Here is a 2,447-nt window from a genome sequence, read left to right on the forward strand (position 1 = left end):
TAATATTCTGGACTAGAAGTACGCACCTCACGAGACCAATCAAATGAAAAACCAATTTTATCTAATTGTTTTCTATAGGTCGCTATATTTGTTTCTGTAGTAATTGCAGGATGTTGTCCTGTTTGAATGGCATATTGCTCCGCAGGCAATCCGAAAGAATCATATCCTTGAGGATGCAATACATTAAACCCTTGATGACGTTTGTAACGAGCATAAATATCAGAAGCGATGTACCCTAATGGATGTCCAACGTGTAATCCTGCACCTGAAGGATAAGGAAACATATCCAAAACATAATATTTTGGTTTTTCTGTTGTCTCACTAGCTTTGAAAGTTTGATTTTCAGCCCAATATTTTTGCCATTTGGCCTCTATCTCGTTAAAATTGTAATCCATTATATCTGAAAGGGTTCAAACCCTTTATTGTTTTGAGTTAAGTTGCAAAAGTACAGTTCTTAACTGAAAGTTAAAAATCCTATACTTGAAACTTTAGCGCATAAAAAAAGCGACTGATTACAGTCGCTTTTACATAAAATATTTTTTTCTAATCTTCTAAAGTTATTGGCAACTTTACAAGTGTGGTTCCCCAACCCAAACATAAAGTCATATCTTTTTCAAATGCAATAGAAAAGTTTTCCAATTTTGAATTATTCTTAGAAACCTTTCCAGTAACTCTTAACACATCATTGCTTTGTTTGTAGCTATAAGCCCCCCAAACATTATGATCTTTGCTTAAAATAAAAGTCCATTCCTTTTCTCCTGGAATTGTAAACAAAGTATAGATCCCTTCTTCTACCTCTTTGCCTCCAAAAACAACATCTTCGTAAAATCTAATCTCAACAGCTTCATTAGCTCCTGTTCTCCAAACTTTTCCGTTAGGAGCAAGAGATGATACCGATCTTCCTTTTAAAAACGGACGTGAATAAGTAACTTTCACTATTTTGTCTGATTCCCTATGACTACTAGGAAATGTTGCTACATCCAACGGACTTTTATCCATTGAACTAAATTTTTGCGCTTCTAAATCATTGGTAAACACCAAAGAAATAGCTAAAAGCATCAAGGTAAAAATTGATTTTCTCATAAGAATAATTATAGTTTTTGTGTAAAGTCTTACAAAACTACGATTCCTTACATCCCGAAAAAAATAATCTTTTGTTAATTCTACTGATTCGCCTGTTGAATATAGGACGATAGGTTTTTCTGACTTTCTCTATTTCCAGTTTCATAGAAAGTTAAGGCTCCATGATTACTCATAAAACAATTTTCAATTCCTATTTTTTCAATAATCCCTGCTTTTGTCATGGCATCCCTAACAGGCCCTTTTACATTTGTAAAGTGAATTTTTATTCCTTGTGTCGCATAAAAATCTATACGATCATTCCACATGGCAGCGCCGGTACTATCCAAACCATTGATACATTCACAATCTAAAATAATCAGCTTCAATGCTTCTCCTTTTTCTGTTGCTAAATCATCCAATCGCTCTCTAAAATAGTTGGTATTTGCAAAATACAAATGAGAATCAAAACGGATAATCAAAACTTCATGATGAATCTCCATATCATCAAACCTGTTTATATTTCTAAAAAAACTGGTATTCGGAATTCTACCTAAAACAGCAACATGCGGTTTTGAAGTCCTAAAAATCACCATCACCAAAGACAAACTTACCCCTACACCTATTCCTTCTTTGATCCCAAAAAACAGGGTTCCGATAAAGGTAACCAACAGCATCCAAAAATCAATTTTATTGACATTCCACAAACGCATTGCTTCTTTGTAGTCTATCAATTTCAAAACAGAAACAATAATGATTGCTGCCAATACGGCTTTAGGCAAGTAATAAAACATCGGAGTTAAAAACAAAAGAACCGAAGCCACAATTCCGACCGAGAAAAAAGCGGCAAAACCGGTTTTAGCCCCAGCATCTTGATTGACTGCCGACCTAGAAAAACTGGCTGTGGCAGGATAGGATTTAAAAAAGGAACCCAAAACATTCCCCAAACCAATTGCTATCAATTCTTGATTCGGTTTTACTTGAATGATATCTTCATTTGTCTCCAAGGATTTCCCTATGGATACGGTTTCTAAAAAACCTATCATTGCTATGGTAATGGCAATCGGAAGCATTTCCATCACCGTTTGATAACTAATATTAGGAACCGCAAAAGAAGGCAATCCCGATGGAATTTCTTTTATGATTGCAACCTCATGAAATGTATTGCTTAGAAACTTAAGGATTAGAATTCCCAAAATCACAACAACCAACGGACTTGGTATATTTTTATTGATTTTCTTCAGTATAAAAATAATTGCGATCGCTCCTGCTCCAATAGAAAAAGTCTGCATATTCGTATCCAATACATTTTGATAAAAATGAATCAAAATTTCATGAATTCTATTACTTCTAGGAATCGGTATCCCAAGTAAATTTTTGAATTGATT

General features: G+C 34.3%; 3 protein-coding genes. All 3 read right to left on the reverse strand.

Features of this window, described 5'->3' with window-relative positions; genetic code table 11:
- Positions 1–395 (reverse strand): class I tRNA ligase family protein (locus P8H68_RS04395; protein ID WP_300322117.1); only part of this gene is annotated, 395 nt, incomplete at its 3' end.
- Between the two features lie 148 nt (positions 396–543).
- The gene (locus P8H68_RS04400; protein WP_300322119.1) at positions 544–1,083 is read right to left on the reverse strand and encodes a DUF2911 domain-containing protein; all 540 of its coding nucleotides are present in this window, start codon (positions 1,081–1,083) and stop codon (positions 544–546) included.
- An 80-nt stretch (positions 1,084–1,163) separates the two neighbouring features.
- Positions 1,164–2,447 (reverse strand): SulP family inorganic anion transporter (locus P8H68_RS04405; protein ID WP_300322121.1); only part of this gene is annotated, 1,284 nt, incomplete at its 5' end.

Origin of the sequence: Flavicella sp., assembly GCF_029238425.1 — a bacterium.
Taxonomy (GTDB): domain Bacteria; phylum Bacteroidota; class Bacteroidia; order Flavobacteriales; family Flavobacteriaceae; genus Flavicella.

Excerpts from the sequence above, each read along its gene's own strand:
- P8H68_RS04400 (WP_300322119.1), bottom strand. The coding sequence starts at position 1,083 with ATGAGAAAATCAATTTTTACCTTGATGCTTTTAGCTATTTCTTTGGTG.